The following is a 15568-nucleotide window of genomic DNA, read 5'->3' as shown; positions in this document are numbered from 1 at the left end:
CTGATCAGCCGTCGATGGTGACGCCCATGGAGCGCGCCGTACCCTCGATGATCTTCATCGCCGCGTCGATGTCGCGGGCGTTCAGATCCGGCATCTTGGTGGTGGCGATCTCGCGGACCTGGTCCTTGGTGATCTTGCCGACCTTGTCGCGCTGGGGGACGGCCGAGCCCTTCTGCAGACCGGCGGCCTTCTTGATCATCTCGGGCGCCGGCGGCGTCTTGGTGATGAAGGTGAAGGAACGGTCCTCGTAGATGGTGATCTCGACCGGCACCACGTTGCCACGCATGGATTCGGTCTGGGCGTTGTACGCCTTGCAGAACTCCATGATGTTGACGCCGTGCGGACCGAGCGCGGTACCGACCGGCGGGGCCGGCGTCGCTGCACCGGCCTGGAGCTGCACCTTGACCAGGGCAGCGATCTTCTTCTTGGGAGGCATTCTGTCGGGTCCTTAGACTTTCTGGATCTGGTTGAAGCTGAGTTCCACCGGGGTCTCCCGGCCGAAGATCTCCACCAGGGCCTTGATCCGCTGGGCCTCGGCATTGATCTCCGTGACTGTGGCGTGCAGGGTCGCGAACGGCCCGTCGACCACCATGACCGAGTCGCCCACACCGAAGTCGGCGACCTCGACCTTCTTCTTCGCCGCGGTCTTGGCGGGTGCGGCACCGGCTTCGGCTGCCGCCGCCTCGGCTGCCGCCACGACAGCCGGAGCGAGCATCTTCTCGACCTCTTCGAGGCTGAGCGGGACCGGCTTCTGGCTGTTCCCGACGAAGCCGGTCACCGACGGCGTGTGCCGCACGGTCGACCAGGACTCGTCGGTCAGGTCCATCCGGACCAGCACGTAGCCGGGGAGGACGGTGCGCTTGACCATCCGGCGCTGACCGTTCTTGATCTCGGCGACCTCTTCGGTCGGCACGATGATCTCGAAGATGTAGTCCTCCATGTTCAGGGAGTTGATCCGGTTCTCCAGGTTGCCCTTGACCCGGTTCTCCATCCCTGAGTACGTGTGTACGACGTACCAGTCGCCGATCTGCGAACGCAGCCGGCTGCGCAGCTCCTCGACCGGGTCGCCCGGCTCCTCGGGCTCCACGACCTCGACCTCGGCCTCGGCGTCGTCGTCCTCGTCGTCCGCAGCCGCGGCGGCGGCGGCAACGGCCAGCGCTTCCGCGTCGGCGTCGTCGTCGGCGGACTCGTCGTCGGACTCGTCGTCGGACTCGTCGTCACCGCTGGAGAAAACCACCTCGTCGGCCGCGACAGGCACCTCGGCGGTGCTCAGCGGAGCAGTCTCGGCGGTCTCGTCGGCCAGCTCTTCGGCGGCGTCCTCGACGTCGTCCTCGGTCACCACCTCGGCATCCTCGGAGTCGTCGGCCGCCGGGACCACCACTACCGGATCGTCGTCGGACGTGTCGGCGTCCGCCCTGGGCGTCTCCGCCTCGTCGTCGGCGGAGTACTCGTCGTCGTCCACATCGTCCTCGTCCTCACCGGCGGCGTCGTCGTCGAGGCCCGCGAACGGGTCGTCGTCGTCATCGTCGTCAGCGAACAGATCATCGTCGGTGGCGGTCTCGTCGAAGTCGAGATCGAGGTCGGCGTCGGATACGTCGAACTCGTCCTCGTGATCGAGGACCTCGTCGTCGCGCTCGGACACGTCGTACTCCGTCATCTGTGGCTCGGGGTCTTGTCTGCTTCGGGTCGGGTCAGGAACCCGGGACCTACGGTGGGGATCGGGGTGGACGGCCTCAGCCGAAGATCTTGAACATCGCCCAGCCGAAGGCGAGGTCGAGGACCGAGACGATCGCGATGACGAACACCACGAAGGTCAGCACGACCGCGAAGTAGGTGGAGAGCTGCTTGCGCGTCGGCCAGACGACCTTGCGGAGCTCGGCGACCACCTCGCGATAGAAGCGCACCAGTCCACGGCGCTGCTTGCCTTCCGCAGGCTTACCGGCGCCGGACGGTGCCGGGGTGCGCGTCTCCGTCACGACCTACCTCTTTCGCTAGCGGCGGCCTGACCGGCCCTGCGCCGGTCAGGATTTGCAGGGCACGAGGGACTTGAACCCCCAACCTTCGGTTTTGGAGACCGATGCTCTGCCAGTTGAGCTAGTGCCCTCTGCAATCCATCCGGACGCCGCGTCGGACCTGATCTCGGGCATGCCGGATCAGGGCCACCAACGCCCGGACCTAGAGAAGTGTACGGGGTCGGAGCCACCTGGTCGAACTCAGCCTCTCGGCATCCTCCGGCCCGGCCCTGCCCGTACGGCCCCTCTCGGGCGCCGCACCGCGGTCAGAACCCTACAGCCTCCAGATGGTCCCAACGGACACTGCCCCCGGCGCGTTCCCGCCCACCCCGTGAAACCGGCGAGCACCGCCGTACGGCGTGGTGCCAGGATGGGCCGCATGGGTTCCAGGATCTCGGCGCGGATCGGCGCCATCAGTGAATCGGCGACGCTGGCGGTCGACGCCAAGGCGAAGGCGCTCAAGGCGGCCGGGCGCCCGGTGATCGGGTTCGGCGCGGGTGAGCCGGACTTCCCGACGCCGGACTACATCGTCGAGGCGGCGGTCGCGGCGGCGCGGGACCCGAAGAACCACCGGTACAGCCCGGCGGGCGGGCTGCCCGAGCTCAAGCAGGCGATCGCCGAGAAGACCAAGCGGGACTCCGGCTACGAGATCGAGGCCTCCCAGGTCCTGGTCACGAACGGCGGCAAGCACGCGGTCTACAACGCGTTCGCGACGCTGCTCGACCCGGGTGACGAGGTGCTGCTTCCGGCGCCGTACTGGACGACGTACCCGGAGACGATCCGGCTGGCCGGTGGCGTACCGGTCGAGGTGTTCGCCGACGAGTCGCAGAACTACTCGGTCACTGTCGAGCAGCTCGAGGCGGCCCGGACCCCGCGGACCAAGGCGTTGCTGTTCTGTTCTCCGTCGAATCCGACCGGCGCGGTCGACAGCCCGGAGGCGGTCGAGGCGATCGGCCGGTGGGCGCTCGAGCACGACCTGTGGGTGATCACGGACGAGATCTACGAGCACCTGACGTACGGCGACGTACGGGCGACCTCGATCCCGGTCGTCGTACCGGAGCTGGCCGACAAGACCGTCGTACTGAACGGTGTCGCGAAGACGTACGCGATGACGGGCTGGCGGGTCGGCTGGATGATCGGCCCGAAGGACGTCATCAAGGCCGCGACGAACCTGCAGTCGCACCAGACCTCGAACGTCTGCAACGTCGCCCAGCGGGCCGCGCTCGCCGCGGTGTCCGGCGACCTGACCGCGGTCGACGAGATGAAGGTCGCGTTCGACCGGCGGCGGCGGACCATGGTCCGGATGCTGAACGAGATCCCCGGTGTCGAGTGCCCGGAGCCGACCGGAGCGTTCTACGCGTACCCGTCGGTCAAGGGAGTGTTCGGCAGGGAGATCGCCGGACGTACGCCGACCACGTCCGCCGAGCTGGCCGATCTGATCCTCGACGAGGCCGAGGTGGCGGTCGTTCCGGGCGAGGCGTTCGGCGCGCCCGGGTACCTGCGGCTGTCGTACGCGCTCGGCGACGACGACCTGGCCGAAGGCCTCGGCCGGATCGCCAAGTTGCTGAGCTGATTTCGCGGGGCGGGTAGGGGATCGGTAACCTTCGGTAATGACGCAGCGGGATCTGCGGGTGCTGCCGAAAACACACCTGCATCTGCACTTCTCCGGGTCGATGCGGCACCTGACGCTGGTCGAGCTGGCGGACAAGCACGGCGTCCGGCTGCCGGACGCGCTGCGGACCGATTGGCCACCGGAACTGTCGGCGGCCGACGAGCGCGGCTGGTTCCGGTTCCAGCGGCTGTACGACATCGCGCGCTCGGTGCTGCGGTCCGAGGACGACGTACGGCGTCTGGTCCGTGAGGCGGCCGAGGACGACCGCGCGGACGGCTCGCGCTGGCTGGAGATCCAGGTGGACCCGTCCGGGTACGCGAACCGCTTCCACGGGATCACCGAGTTCACCGACCTGGTCCTGGACGCCGCCCGCGACGCGTCGGCGTCGACCGGGATCGCCGTCCAGGTCATCATCGCCGCCAACCGGACCCGGCATCCGCTCGACGCCCGCACCCTGGCACGGCTGGCATCGCAGTACGTCGGACGCGGCGTGGTCGGATTCGGACTGTCGAACGACGAGCGGCGCGGTACGACGTCCGAGTTCGCGCCGGCCTTCCGCATCGCGCGAAGCGCCGGGCTGCTCGCGGCGCCGCACGGTGGCGAGCTGTGCGGTCCGGCCACTGTGCGGACCTGTCTGGACGAGCTCGGCGCGGGCCGCATCGGGCACGGCGTCCGTTCCGTCGAGGACCCTGACCTCCTGAAACGCGTCGTCGACGCGCAGATCGCGTTGGAGGTCTGCCCCGCGTCCAACGTCTCGCTAGGCGTCTACCAGCGCCCCGAGGACGTCCCCCTCCGCCAGCTCTACGAGGCCGGCGCTCGGATCGCCCTCGGCGCCGACGACCCCCTCCTCTTCGGCTCCCGCCTCGCGGAACAGTACGAAACCGCCCGCACCGTCCACGCCTTCACCGACCCCGAACTCGCCGACCTGGCCCGCAGCTCGGTCCTGGCCTCCACCGCCCCACCCGAAGTCCAAAAATCCCTCCTCACCGAAATCGACGAATGGCTCGGAACCCCCATCACCGTCCCGGCCTGAGTTCCGGAAAAGTGCTGGTTGAGTTCTGGTTCGGGTCATTGTCCGGGGTGTCGGTGCGGGCCTAACTTTGCGGCATGACGCCGACGAAGATCCTGCTGCCAGAGGAAGAGCTGCCGACCCGTTGGTACAACGTGCTGCACGACCTGCCGACGCCTCCGCCGCCGGTGCTGCATCCGGGCACCGGGCAACCGATCGGGCCGGACGATCTCACGCCGCTGTTCCCGATGGACCTGATATTGCAGGAGGTCTCACAGGAGCAGTACGTCGACATTCCGGGCGAGGTGCTCGACGTCTACCGGCTGTGGCGGCCCAGCCCGTTGTATCGCGCGCACCGGCTGGAGAAGGCGCTCGATACGCCGGCCCGGATCTACTACAAGTACGAAGGCGTCTCGCCGGCGGGATCACACAAGCCGAACACCGCGGTCCCGCAGGCGTACTACAACGCGAAGTCGGGCGTCCGGAAGCTCACCACCGAGACCGGCGCCGGCCAGTGGGGTACGGCGCTCGCGTTCGCCTGCGCGCAGTTCGGATTGGAGTGTGAGGTCTGGCAGGTGCGGGCGTCGTACGACCAGAAGCCCTACCGGCGGACGATGATGGAGGTGCTCGGCGCGACCGTGCACCCGAGCCCGTCGGACCTGACCGAGGCCGGGCGGAAGATCCTCGCCGGTGACCCCGACTCCCCCGGCTCGCTCGGGATCGCGATCAGCGAAGCGGTCGAGGCCGCGGTGCAGGATCCCGAGGTGCACTACGCGCTCGGCTCGGTGCTCAACCACGTGCTGCTGCATCAGACGATCATCGGCGAGGAGGCGCTGATGCAGCTCGCGATGGTTGGTGAGACCCCCGACCTGATCGTCGGCTGCACCGGCGGCGGGTCGAACTTCGGCGGCCTCGCGTTCCCGTTCCTGCGGGAGAGATGGGCCGGCCGGATGTCCCCGGTCGTGCGCGCGGTCGAGCCGGTGGCGTGCCCGTCGCTCACCCAGGGCACGTATGCGTACGACTTCGGCGACACCATCGGGATGACGCCGTTGATGAAGATGCACACGCTGGGCCACGACTTCATCCCCGACCCGATCCACGCCGGCGGCCTGCGGTACCACGGGATGAGCCCGCTGATCAGCCACCTGTACGAGACCGGCGAGATCGAGGCCGTCGCCAAACCACAGTCCGAGTGCTTCGCCGCCGGAGTCCAGTTCGCGCGGACCGAAGGCATCGTCCCCGCACCCGAGCCCACCTACGCCCTCGCGGCCACCGTCGAGGAAGCCCAACGCTGCAAGGAGTCCGGCGAGGAGAAGGTCATCCTCACCGCCCTCTGCGGCCACGGCCACCTGGACCTCGCCGCGTACGACGCCTACCTGTCCAACGCCATCGTCGACCGCACCTGGGAGGACGCCGACATCCAGTCCGCCGTAGCCGAAGCCCTGACCCACCTGCCCGCGATGGGCTGACAGGTCAGCGCCCGCCGCGCTTCCACCAAGGCTTTGGCCGCTTCGCCACCGCGCTGAGCCAATCCTCCGGGATGGCCCAACCGCGGGAGCCGAGCGCGTCGAAGTACTGCACCTTCAGGCTGTCCGGCAGCCAGTACGTCGCCTTATGGCCGCCGGACGCCTCGAAGTACGTCGTCCGTTGGCGACGGCTCCACACCGTCGCCTGCTTCGAACTGTAGGCGAGACGTACGTAGTCCCACCGCGCCTGCTCGTCATCCATGTCGAAGGGACGCTCGACCACGCGACCCTTGCCCTGTGCCTCTTGCTCGATCTCGTCGATCAGCCTCTGCACCACAAGGCGATCGTCGGTGAGCTCCGCCGGCAGCTGTAGCCCTATCGGATCCAGCACCACCGCACCCAACCGCGGCCGCGCGACCTCCAAGAACACTTCGAGCAGCGCGAACCCTTCTTCCACCCGTCCGAACCGATCCAGCTCGGCCTGCAACGTCGTCACGGCTTCCTCGGGCATCCCTCAACTTTAGAGGTCCGCCTGCGAGGGGCTGCCCCTATCTGCCCCGGGATGCCCCGGCGTCCTCACGCTCAGCAACCGCCACCGCGCGCCCAAAGAGCCGCCGATTCGTCGCCGCAGACTACTCGCGACGACTGGGAACCCCTTTTTCCACAGGGATTCGGGGCAGATCGGGGCAGCATGGGGCAGATCGTCCACAAGGCCCGATTTCGCGGTCGCAGAGGGTGTTCAGCGCCTTACAGTTACCGCCATGTCAGGCCCGAACGAGTTTCTCCGCGAGGCGCGCGAACGCACCCCATCACGACGCGCGCCGGGCGAGCACATGTCCCGGAGCGAGCTGGCCGACACCATCTGCGCGTGGCTCTGGGACACGACCGAGATCAAGTACGAGCTCGACGGCCACTACATCGCCAAGCTGGAACGCGGTGCGGTCCGCTGGCCCGGTGCGGCGTACCGCTCCGGTCTGCGGCACGTGCTGGGCGTTGCCTCCGACAACGACCTCGGGTTCTTCCCGCCCTCCGGCCTGTCCCTGACCGAGCCGGAGCTGACACCGCCGGCGTCGATGGCCGGCCACGACGACGACCTGGTGAACACCGGCGACGAGTCCATCGCGCTGCTGTCGTTCGCCGAGGAGTCGAACGTCGGCGAGCTCACCGTCGAACAGTTGCACGCCGACATCGAGCGGATCGCGCAGTCGTACCTGCGGACGCCGATCCGACCGCTGTTCGCGAAGAGCCGCGCGATCCGGGACCGTGCCTTCGGGCTGCTGGCCGGCAACCAGTCGCCGCGCCAGTCCCGTGACCTGTACGCGGCCGCCGGATGGGCGATCACCCTGCTCGGCTGGATGTCGGTCGATCTCGGCCGGCCGGATATCGCCGAGGGCCACACCCGGACGGCGTGGGCCTGCGCCGAGGCCGCGGATCACGACGTACTGCGGGGCTGGATCCGCGCCACCCAGCACACCGCCGCGTTCTGGCAGGAGGACTTCGCCCGCGCGGCGGCGTACGCCGAGGACGGCCTGCGGTACAACGCCGGCACTGCACGGCTCTTCCTCGCCAGCGCGGCCTCCGTCGACCTCGCCCGCTCCGGACGCACGGACCGGGCCCGCGAGCTCCTCGACGCCGCCCGAACCCTCGCAGTCCGCCCCGCCGAGTCCGAGCCAGGCGGAGTCCTGCTCTGTACGCCGGAACGCGCCGAGGGACTGTGGGCGGACACGCACCTGGCGTTCGGCGACCCGCAACGCACCGCGGATCACGCCGACCACAGCATCGCCCTGTTCGAGGCCGTCCCGTACGCGCTCCGGAACGCCGGCTCCGAACGAATGGCCCGCCTGCAGCAGGCGAAGGCGCGACTGCTTCTCGGACACCTCGACGGTGCGATCGAGGCGGTCGACCCGGTGCTGGAGCTCCAGCCCGAGTACCGCGTTCGCCCGTTGATCCAGCGCCTCGCGGAGGTCGCGGCCTTGACAGCGCCGTACGCGCGCAGCCCGAAAGGCCGGATGCTGCGGGACCGGATCGCCGAGTTCACCCAGCAACCGGGACTCCCGGCCCGCCTGACGACCCCGAACCGACGACGCGTGACCGAGGAGCACACATGATCAGCGAAGTTCGCGATCACTGGTACTGGCGCCCCAACTGGCGTCCCGGGCGATCGTTCTACACGTGGCACGTCATCTTCCCGAACGATGCCGTCCTGACCGAGGTGCACGCGGCGTACGGGCGGCTGGTCGGCTCGCTGCCTGGGATCACGCCGGTGCCGGTCCAGTGGCTGCACCTCACGCTGCAGGGGATCGGGTTCGCCGACAAGGTCCCGCAGGCGGACCTGGATCCGATCATCGAAGCGGCGCAGCGCAGGCTCGAGTACTTCCGGCCGTTCGAGATCAAGCTCGGCCCCGCGGTCGTCGACGTCGAGAGCCTGCAACTCCCGGTCTCCCCCGTCGACCGCCTGCGCCGTCTGCGCGCCCAGCTCCGCGCCGCGATCACCGACGTCTGGGGCAGCGACTCCGTGCCTGCGCTGCCCGAGCTCGACCCGCACATCTCACTCGGCTACTGGAACCAGCCCGCCCCCGCCGAACCGCTCCACCAGCGGGTCAACGCTCTGGCCGGCGGCGTCGCCAGAACCGAGATCACCCGAGTGAGCCTCGTCAACCTGAATCGCGACCACAACCAGTACGAGTGGACCACCTACGCGTCCCTCCGCCTCGGGGCCCGGCCGAACGGAGCTCACTCATGAGCACCGTCAGCCCGTTGGCCGGGGACGCCGCCTCGCTGATCATCCGCGCGCTCCTGGACTTCCGCAGTCTCTGGACCACCCATGACCTCGTAACGACGACCGGTGTTCCCGCGCAGACCATCCGCCGGGTGGTCGGCCGGCTCGAGCGCGAAGAACTCGTCGAGCGTCAAGCGCCCGGAGTCATCGCCGTACCGAGCTGGCTCACCCTGCTCCGCCGCTGGAACGAAGAGGTCCGCTTCAACCGCGACGTCCGTCTGACGTACTGGCGCAGCAAGCACGGCGCCCGGCCGCTCCTGGACCGTGTCGCGACCACACCTGTCCGTCACGCAGTCAGCGGCGCGTATGCGGCAAAGGTGTGGGCGCCAGAGACACCGGCCAGCTCGACCGTGATCTACACCCCGGACGCGCGGACGGCTGCCACGGTGTGGGAGCTCGTGCCTGCCAGGGGCAGGGCCATCATCCTCGCCGAGCCGTCCGGGGATGTCGTGTACACCCGCTCCAGGAAGACCGACAGCGGCCTCCGACTCGCTGCACCCGCACAGGTCCTCGCGGACCTACTGACAGGTGCAGCGTCATCGGCCAGTGCTGCTGAACCGCTGACGCACTGGATGCTGCAGAACGAACTCGAGTGGCGTTACTGACCCGACGCGTAGGCGCGGATGGAGACCACGTGGGCTCGCGGGGCGCCGTTGGTGCGGTGCGTGGTGAGGCGGAGGTGCGTGGCTCGGGTGGACGTCTCCAGGTGGTGGTGCTGGGTGCGGTGGTGGTTGTCGGTCACCTGGGCGATCGGCTGCCACGGACCGTCGCCGTTGCGGGCCTCCACGTCGTAGTTGGCCAGGAGCGTGGGGAGCGACTCGAACGGCGTCCGGTGGTGGTGGAGGTTGATGAGGTCCTCTTGGACGTCCGCGTCCAGGACGACGACGATCTCGGAGAGCTCGACTAGCTCGGGCCAGGTGAGTTCGAGCCACGGCTCGGAGTCCCAGGCCAGGTCTTCGGACGACCACAGGTTCGGGCCGCCGTACGGGCGGGAGTAGCCGCCGATGACCTTCTCGGGCGCGTACGCCGCGGTCTCGCCGAGGCGGATGCACAGGCCGCCACGGGGCAGGATGTGTTTCCAGGAACGGAACTGCTCCGTCCACTGCTCGCCCGGCGTCGGGTCGCGATGGGCAAAGTGAACTGTGCCGGGGGGCCGTCGCCGCTGTGTGCACGGAGATGTCCGGTGTGCTTCGCAGTACGACGAACGCGTTGGACGGCGCCGTCGGACGCCAGGCCAGCGGGACGTGGATCCAGCGTTTCTCGCCGGCCGGTACGTCGACGGTGCAGGAGTCGATGAGCTTCGCCGGGAGGTAGTTCTGCGCCTTCACCGGATCGTGCAGCTCGACAGTCAGGGAACCGCCCGTCGAGTCGACGAGTAGCTCGAAACCGTCGAGAGCCGGGTCGACCGGGATGACCATTCCGAGGTCCGTGGTCAGCGGCAGCGTTCCGGACGACACCTCGAGCACCGGCCGGGTCAGGGTCGTGCGCCAGCTCACGCGGCGTCAATCCATTGCGCAGGGCAACAGCTGCGCCGACACCACACTCCACCTCCCACCAGATTGCGCAAAGGATCAGCGATCCCATCCTCTCCTGCCTACCCCCAACGCAATCTTTTTCAGGATCCGCCAACGACAGGAGGTAGTGCCTGCCGACAGCCACGGCACCTGCTGGCCAGCGCACCTCAGGTGCCCCGACGGGCGTACCTCCTGTCGCTAGCGCGCCGCGAGCGCGCTGCGAACGGTCTCGATCACCCAAGCCGGATCCCCGAGCACCTGCTGATAGGTGAACCGCAGCACCAACCAGCCGGCAGTCACCAGATCGTCGTACCGTCGGCAATCCGCGGCGAACGCGCCGGGCGAACCGTGGAACTCGTAGCCCTCTGCTTCCAGCGCGATCCGTGCCCTCCGATGACCGAGATCGACGCGAACCCGGATACCGCCGGCGTACACGACGACCTGCGGCTCGAAGTCGTCGATCCCGGCGCCGATCAGCAGGCTCCGCAACATCGACTCCAGGAAGCTCTCCGACCTCGTGGTGGATGCGGCCGCGACCCGAACCGCGTTCGGGCGGCCCGGTCCACGCATCGCCTCGGCAGCCGCTTCCAGCTCGTCCTTCGCCAGCCTGCCGGTGGCCAACGCCGCGTCAGCTACTGCGAGCGCCTCGCCGAACGGCAGGAGCCGCGAACAGTCGAGGACTGTTCGCAGCAGGCCGGTCAGCCGAGCATCACGCTCCGCCCGCGAGACCGCTGCCCAGTGCAGCTCAGCCGGACGTCCCGGCCGTGGCCTGCGCTGCGCAGGAACCGTGACGTGCGGCTTCTCCGGCCGCACAAGCAGCGGCAGTCCCCAGGCGATTGCCGCGCTGGTGTAGGAAACGACCCCGTCGTACGCAATCGCAGCAAGGCGATCCGGCCCGAGACTCGGCAGACCGTAGACCCCGCGCGCGAGTCGCTCGACCTCTCCCCGCTGCACCGCCGCTTTCAAAGCCCCGGGCGAGACCAGACCGACCAACTGGGCGGCTGTGGCACAACCGCCGAGCCGGCCCAGGATCTCGGCGACAAGGGTCACCCATCGATACTGCTGGATTCGCCGCAACTGTGGCGGAAGTTGTCCACAGGCCCGCTAACGACAGGAGGTAGTCGCTCCGGCGAGGACCTGGCAGGCTCAGCCGATCGGTCGGGAACGGCTCGGCGGGCAGTACATCCTGTCCTTACAGCGTGCAGTTCACCAGCACGGGTTCGTTGACCAGGGTGATGTTGAAGGATTGCTGGACCTGGGTGCGGACGTGGGTGGCCAGGGTCAAGAGTTCCTTGGCGGTGGCTTGGCCTCGGTTGGTGAGGGCGAGGGTGTGTTTGGTGGAGACGGCGGCGTTGCCGATGGTGAAGCCCTTGGAGACGCCGGCGTGTTCGATGAGCCAGGCGGCGCTGGTTTTGACGCGGCCGTCGGGTTGCGGCCACTGGGGTGCGCCGGCGGGGACCTCGGCAGGGGTGTCGAGGATCGGGTTGGTGAAGAAGGAGCCCGCGCTCCAGGTGTCGTGGTCGGCGGGGTCGAGGACCATGCCTTTGCTGCGGCGCAGGCCGAGAACGGCTTCCCGGACCTCGGTCATCGGCGCGCGCGATCCCGGCTCGACGTCGAGCACCCGGGCAAGTTCGGCGTACCCGACCGGCGCCGACAGATCGCCCAGCGTGAGCTGGAAGGCGACCTCGAGTACGACGTACCGCGACGGGTCGGCCTTGAATCGTGAGTTGCGGTAACTGAACCCGCAGTCGGCCGCGAAGATCGTCTCGACCTTGCCGACGACGCGGTCCCACACCCGCACGGATGCGACGGTTTCCGCGACCTCGTGACCGTACGCGCCGACGTTCTGCACCGGTGTCGACCCGGCGAGCCCGGGGATGCCGGACATCGACTCGAGCCCGCTCCACTCCTCGGCGATCGCGCGCTGTACGACGCCGTCCCAGTCCTCCCCGGCCGCGATGTGCACCATCGCCCCGGCGCACACGGAAGCGTCGACGCGGAAACCGGACGTCGCGACCTTCACCACAGTCCCGCGGAAACCGTCGTCACCGATCACCACGTTGCTGCCGCCCGACAGCAGAAGCACCGGCTCACCGGCCGCGTCGGCGTCCCGGACCGCGGTGATCAGGTCGTCCTCGGTCGTGACCTCGATGAACTTGTCGGCCAACCCGCCGATCCGCAGCGTGGTGTAGTCGGCCAGCGACACGTGCGTACTCACCGGACGCGCACGACCGCCCTGGCCCGGCCGAGCACTTTCTCCTCGCCGACGAGAGCCGTGATGTCGATCTCGGCCGATCCGTCCGCAACCTTGTCGACCTTCGCCGTGAACGTCACGCTCGCGCCCTTGTCGTCATCCGGTACGACGACCGGCTTGGTGAACCGTACGCCGTACTCCACCAGGTCGGCCGGATCGTCGAGCCAGTCCGTGACGACGCGCACTGCGGACGCCATCGTGAGCATCCCGTGCGCGATCACGCCGGGCAGGCCGAGCGCCGCAGCCATCCGGTCGTTCCAGTGGATCGGGTTGAAGTCCCCGCTGGCACCGGCGTACCGGACCAGGTCCTCGCGCTTGAGGGTGACGGTCAGCGCCGGCAGCTCCGTACCCACCTCGATCGTCATGCGTCCGCCCGGTTGTGCGAGAGGGTCGACGTCGCCGTGGCGATCGGTTCGCCGTCGACGGTGGTCAGAGTGGTCTCGTACATGATCACCTCGACGGGCCCGGCCTTGCGCACGGTGGTGATGGTGGCAGTCGCGGCGATCTCGTCGCCGGCCTTGATCGGGCGGGTGTAGCTGAACTTCTGCGCGCCGTGCACGATCCGGTCCAGCCGCAGGCCGAGCTCCTCGTCGTTCAGCAGCTCTTCGAGCGCGCGGCTGCCGACCATGAAGGCGAACGTGGGCGGCGCGATCGCGTCATCACCCCGGTACGCCGGGTTACGGTCGCCGATCGCGTCCGCGAACTCCCGGATCTTCTCCCGGCCGACCTGGTAGGACTCGGCGGCCGCGTAACTCCGGCCGACCATCGTGGCGTCGATCGTCATATCCGCTAACCCTACTGGCAGACTATGGACCGGGTTTCCGCCGCCCACGATTCCGACGGAGAAGGTTGAACGTGACGGCAGTGGCGGCGCTGGCGAAGTACGCGCCTCGGTACCGGCTGGAGATCGGCGAGCCGGAAGGGTCCGAGTGGCTGCGGGTGGACCGGATCCTGGAGCCCGGCAGTCCCGAGCTCACCGAGCTGCTCAAGCGGGACGACGAGGCCAGTTGTCACCGTACGGCGCACGCGAACGCGCTCAGCATGATGTCGTTCTACGCCGGCCGCGTGCCGGCGACCGCGCTCCTACTCTGGGCGCTCGAGGGCCGCGTCCTCGACATCCGCCCGCACAACCTGTGGGTCCGGCCGCACGACGGCCACGGAATCGCGGCGGTCGCGGTACGTTCCGCGGATTTCCTGCCCGGCGGACTGAAAACGCTGTACGACGTCGTATTGCGGAAACACCTGCTGCCACTTTCCGAGGAGCTGCACCGGCGGACGCGGGCCGGATTGCGGCAGGTGTACGGCGGGGTTGCGGCGGGCGTCGCGATGGGATTCTGTGCCGCAACGCGCGAGGACGTCACGGTGGAACCGACGTACCTGCTCGAGCGATGGCGGACGTTCGTCGCAAAGGCACCGGGTGGGCTCGCGCGGCTCGGCGAGGTGGAGGTGGCGGCCGGAAAGCTCGTCTACCTGCGGAACACGTGCTGTCTGTACTACACGAGCGACGCCGGCAACGGGACCCTGTGCGGCTCGTGCTGCCTCACTCCCCGTGACGAACGCCTCACTGCCTACGAGGGCGGCCGGCCGATTCTCACCGTCTGAGGGGACGGCAAAGGGCCGCTTCGGTCGTCCGAAGCGGCCCTTGCGAAAGAGCTGAGGTCAGCGGGTCTCGCGGTGGTCCGTGTGGTCGTTGCACCGGTGGCAGTACTTCTTCAGCTCAAGACGGTCCGGGTCGTTACGCCGGTTCTTCTTGGTGATGTAGTTCCGCTCCTTGCACACCGTGCATGCCAGCGTGATCTTCGGGCGAATGTCGGTCGACTTGGCCACTGCTGCCTCTTCTGTCAGGAGTGCGCAACTGAGGTGATCGCACTCTCGAGATACTGCCTTGCCAGGTAGCGGGGGCGGGAGTCGAACCCGCGACACCACGATTATGAGCCGTGTGCTCTAACCACCTGAGCTACCCCGCCGGGTGAGTCCGTCATCCCACCCGGAGGTGGGACGCCGTTCTCAGAGCCCCTTTACGGAATCGAACCGTAGACCTTCTCCTTACCATGGAGACGCTCTGCCGACTGAGCTAAAGGGGCGGGCCGAGGAGAGAGATTACACGGTCCGCCGCCCCGATGTGAAATCGAGTCGGCCGCACCTTGCAGGCCCCTCAGTCCGTCCCGGAAAGCATACCGGTTCCCGGGGAGTGCTTCTGACCAATTTCCAGCGATCTACGCCCTGCATGTCGAGATCCCTCGGGCGGCTCCGTCCTGGTGGTAAGACCCAGGGAAGGGAGCACGAATGTCCGAGACAGCTACGCCTCCGGTGGTGTCGGCCGACGAGTGGGCGCGGGCCCGCGCCGAGTTACTGGTCGCGGAGAAGCAGGCGACGCGGGAGCTGGACCGGATCGCGGCCCAGCGGCGGCGGTTGCCGATGGTGCGGTTCGGCGAGTACAGGTTCACGTCGGCCGACGGCCCAGTCACGCTGCTGGAGCTCTTCGGTGAGCGTCGCCAGCTCGCGCTGTACCAGTTCATGGACGCCGGGCCGGACGCGTTCTGCGGCGGCTGCACCTACTTCACCAAGAACGTCGCCAACCTGCCCGGTCTGGCCCGCAACGACGTGGCCTGGGCGACCGTTTCCGACATGCCGATCGAGCAGATGGCCGGGTACTGGAAGCGGATGGGCTGGGAGCACATCCCGTTCGCGTCCTCGGCAGGTACGACGTTTTCCGCCGACTGCGGCGTCGGCGGCGGCTTCCTGCTGAACCTGTTCCTGCGCGACCGCGACAACGTTTTCCGCACCTACACGACCGGTCAGCGCGGCGTCGACCGGCTGCTGTTCAGCACCAGCGTCTCCGACCTCGCCGCGTACGGCCGCCAAGAGGACTGGGAGGACTCCCCGGCAGGTTGGCCGCAAGCACCGACGTACGGCTAGGTC

General features: G+C 68.4%; 19 protein-coding genes and 3 tRNA genes. 10 read left to right on the top strand and 12 right to left on the bottom strand.

The annotated features are described in order from the left end of the window. Window positions 1-4 precede the first annotated feature (4 nt). The 4 genes from rplK to ACWF0M_RS21705 form a co-directional block, all read right to left on the bottom strand. Window positions 5-436 (bottom strand): 50S ribosomal protein L11, encoded by a 432-nt coding sequence (rplK, locus tag ACWF0M_RS21720; protein ID WP_137258615.1) that lies wholly within the window; start codon window positions 434-436, stop codon window positions 5-7. Window positions 437-448: 12 nt separating this feature from the next. Next, window positions 449-1381 carry a transcription termination/antitermination protein NusG gene (gene nusG / locus ACWF0M_RS21715; RefSeq protein ID WP_452237568.1) on the bottom strand — a complete coding sequence of 311 codons (933 nt, stop codon included), beginning with the start codon at window positions 1379-1381 and terminating at the stop codon, window positions 449-451. A 352-nt stretch (window positions 1382-1733) separates the two neighbouring features. Further along, window positions 1734-1976, bottom strand: a complete 243-nt coding sequence (gene secE / locus ACWF0M_RS21710; protein ID WP_130441575.1) for a preprotein translocase subunit SecE — start codon at window positions 1974-1976, stop codon at window positions 1734-1736. Window positions 1977-2031: 55 nt separating this feature from the next. Next, a tRNA-Trp gene (locus tag ACWF0M_RS21705) sits at window positions 2032-2104 on the bottom strand. Between the two features lie 287 nt (window positions 2105-2391). On the opposite strand from ACWF0M_RS21705, the gene ACWF0M_RS21700 reads away from it, so the two are divergent. From ACWF0M_RS21700 to ACWF0M_RS21690, 3 genes are all read left to right on the top strand, one after another. Beyond that, window positions 2392-3585, top strand: a complete 1194-nt coding sequence (locus ACWF0M_RS21700) for a pyridoxal phosphate-dependent aminotransferase (RefSeq protein WP_452237500.1) — start codon at window positions 2392-2394, stop codon at window positions 3583-3585. A gap of 37 nt (window positions 3586-3622) precedes the next feature. After that, window positions 3623-4657 carry an adenosine deaminase gene (locus ACWF0M_RS21695; RefSeq protein WP_452237499.1) on the top strand — a complete coding sequence of 345 codons (1035 nt, stop codon included), beginning with the start codon at window positions 3623-3625 and terminating at the stop codon, window positions 4655-4657. Window positions 4658-4731: 74 nt separating this feature from the next. After that, window positions 4732-6102, top strand: coding sequence for a TrpB-like pyridoxal phosphate-dependent enzyme (locus ACWF0M_RS21690; protein WP_452237498.1), 1371 nt, complete (start codon window positions 4732-4734; stop codon window positions 6100-6102). A gap of 4 nt (window positions 6103-6106) precedes the next feature. On the opposite strand, the gene ACWF0M_RS21685 is transcribed toward ACWF0M_RS21690, so the two are convergent. Then, window positions 6107-6610: a hypothetical protein gene (locus ACWF0M_RS21685; protein WP_452237497.1), complete on the bottom strand. Its 504-nt coding sequence runs from the start codon at window positions 6608-6610 to the stop codon at window positions 6107-6109. Between the two features lie 250 nt (window positions 6611-6860). On the opposite strand from ACWF0M_RS21685, the gene ACWF0M_RS21680 reads away from it, so the two are divergent. The 5 genes from ACWF0M_RS21680 to ACWF0M_RS21660 all read left to right on the top strand — a co-directional run bounded on the left by ACWF0M_RS21680 (window position 6861) and on the right by ACWF0M_RS21660 (window position 10192). Then, window positions 6861-8207 carry a hypothetical protein gene (locus ACWF0M_RS21680; protein WP_452237496.1) on the top strand — a complete coding sequence of 449 codons (1347 nt, stop codon included), beginning with the start codon at window positions 6861-6863 and terminating at the stop codon, window positions 8205-8207. After that, window positions 8204-8842: a 2'-5' RNA ligase family protein gene (locus tag ACWF0M_RS21675; protein WP_452237495.1), complete on the top strand. Its 639-nt coding sequence runs from the start codon at window positions 8204-8206 to the stop codon at window positions 8840-8842. The genes ACWF0M_RS21680 and ACWF0M_RS21675 overlap by 4 nt, the downstream gene beginning before the upstream one ends. Then, complete coding sequence (locus ACWF0M_RS21670) at window positions 8839-9483, top strand: MarR family transcriptional regulator (protein WP_452237494.1); 645 nt, start codon at window positions 8839-8841, stop codon at window positions 9481-9483. The genes ACWF0M_RS21675 and ACWF0M_RS21670 overlap by 4 nt, the downstream gene beginning before the upstream one ends. 29 nt (window positions 9484-9512) lie before the next feature. Continuing rightward, complete coding sequence (locus ACWF0M_RS21665; RefSeq protein WP_452237493.1) at window positions 9513-9785, top strand: hypothetical protein; 273 nt, start codon at window positions 9513-9515, stop codon at window positions 9783-9785. Between the two features lie 269 nt (window positions 9786-10054). Beyond that, complete coding sequence (locus ACWF0M_RS21660) at window positions 10055-10192, top strand: hypothetical protein (protein ID WP_452237492.1); 138 nt, start codon at window positions 10055-10057, stop codon at window positions 10190-10192. A gap of 398 nt (window positions 10193-10590) precedes the next feature. Here ACWF0M_RS21660 and ACWF0M_RS21655 read toward each other — a convergent pair whose 3' ends face one another. The 4 genes from ACWF0M_RS21655 to ACWF0M_RS21640 form a co-directional block, all read right to left on the bottom strand. Further along, a complete protein-coding gene (locus tag ACWF0M_RS21655) occupies window positions 10591-11442 on the bottom strand; it encodes a DUF559 domain-containing protein (protein WP_452237491.1) in 852 nt (283 codons plus the stop codon). Between the two features lie 142 nt (window positions 11443-11584). Then, complete coding sequence (locus tag ACWF0M_RS21650) at window positions 11585-12610, bottom strand: UDP-N-acetylmuramate dehydrogenase (protein ID WP_452237490.1); 1026 nt, start codon at window positions 12608-12610, stop codon at window positions 11585-11587. After that, a complete protein-coding gene (locus tag ACWF0M_RS21645) occupies window positions 12607-13011 on the bottom strand; it encodes a MaoC/PaaZ C-terminal domain-containing protein (protein WP_452237489.1) in 405 nt (134 codons plus the stop codon). The genes ACWF0M_RS21650 and ACWF0M_RS21645 overlap by 4 nt, the downstream gene beginning before the upstream one ends. Continuing rightward, complete coding sequence (locus ACWF0M_RS21640) at window positions 13008-13430, bottom strand: FAS1-like dehydratase domain-containing protein (RefSeq protein ID WP_134131593.1); 423 nt, start codon at window positions 13428-13430, stop codon at window positions 13008-13010. The genes ACWF0M_RS21645 and ACWF0M_RS21640 overlap by 4 nt, the downstream gene beginning before the upstream one ends. A gap of 71 nt (window positions 13431-13501) precedes the next feature. Here ACWF0M_RS21640 and ACWF0M_RS21635 point away from each other — a divergent pair, with 71 nt between their 5' ends. Next, a complete protein-coding gene (locus tag ACWF0M_RS21635; protein WP_452237488.1) occupies window positions 13502-14248 on the top strand; it encodes a hypothetical protein in 747 nt (248 codons plus the stop codon). 57 nt (window positions 14249-14305) lie between these two features. Here ACWF0M_RS21635 and rpmG read toward each other — a convergent pair whose 3' ends face one another. From rpmG to ACWF0M_RS21620, 3 genes are all read right to left on the bottom strand, one after another. After that, the gene (gene rpmG, locus ACWF0M_RS21630) at window positions 14306-14473 is read right to left on the bottom strand and encodes a 50S ribosomal protein L33 (protein ID WP_130384703.1); all 168 of its coding nucleotides are present in this window, start codon (window positions 14471-14473) and stop codon (window positions 14306-14308) included. A gap of 66 nt (window positions 14474-14539) precedes the next feature. Beyond that, a tRNA-Met gene (locus ACWF0M_RS21625) sits at window positions 14540-14613 on the bottom strand. A gap of 44 nt (window positions 14614-14657) precedes the next feature. After that, window positions 14658-14730, bottom strand: a tRNA-Thr gene (locus tag ACWF0M_RS21620). A gap of 202 nt (window positions 14731-14932) precedes the next feature. Here ACWF0M_RS21620 and ACWF0M_RS21615 point away from each other — a divergent pair. Then, window positions 14933-15565, top strand: coding sequence for a DUF899 family protein (locus ACWF0M_RS21615; RefSeq protein WP_452237487.1), 633 nt, complete (start codon window positions 14933-14935; stop codon window positions 15563-15565). Window positions 15566-15568: the final 3 nt, after the last annotated feature.

This window comes from Kribbella sp. NPDC055110, from assembly GCF_053607525.1.
This window is presented reverse-complemented; position numbering and strand designations above follow the sequence as displayed.